We start from the raw sequence: 435 nt of genomic DNA on the forward strand, positions 1-435 counted from the left end.
GTTTTGTCAGTTAAGTCAGTTCTGTCAGGGCGGGTGTTGATGCAACACGCCCGAACAGGGCTCAGCCGTTGAACACCGCCGGATTGACCAGGAAGGCCCGCGAGGGTCGCCCGCCACGTGGGTTTTTCTGCACCTCAACACCGCGCAAAAGATGATTCTCTTCAAGCGCTTGCAAGACGGGGTTCACCTCGGCAGCGGTGCCAAGCCCTGCGCGATCCAGGCGCAGAACGTCGCGCGATGTAAAGCGCTGCCAGGCGTGCTCACGGATGATCTCGACCAGGCGCATGGCGGCCCGTTCCACCTTGGAGACAGACGCGTCCGCATAGGCGCGACGCGCCATCGGAAGCGCGTAATGCTCCACCAGGTCGGCTGCCCGGCTGAAGGTCTGCGCGTCAATCTCATGCGGCTGATCACATGCCATGGCAACCCAGTCCA

Annotated in this window: 1 protein-coding gene; it reads right to left on the reverse strand. The window is 62.3% G+C overall.

The window, feature by feature from the left end; genetic code table 11:
- Nucleotides 1–61: 61 nt before the first annotated feature.
- Nucleotides 62–435 (reverse strand): hypothetical protein (locus tag MUY21_RS16015; protein WP_248411271.1); only part of this gene is annotated, 374 nt, incomplete at its 5' end.

Origin of the sequence: Aliiroseovarius sp. S2029 (assembly GCF_023195575.1) — a bacterium.
Lineage (GTDB): Bacteria > Pseudomonadota > Alphaproteobacteria > Rhodobacterales > Rhodobacteraceae > Aliiroseovarius > Aliiroseovarius zhejiangensis.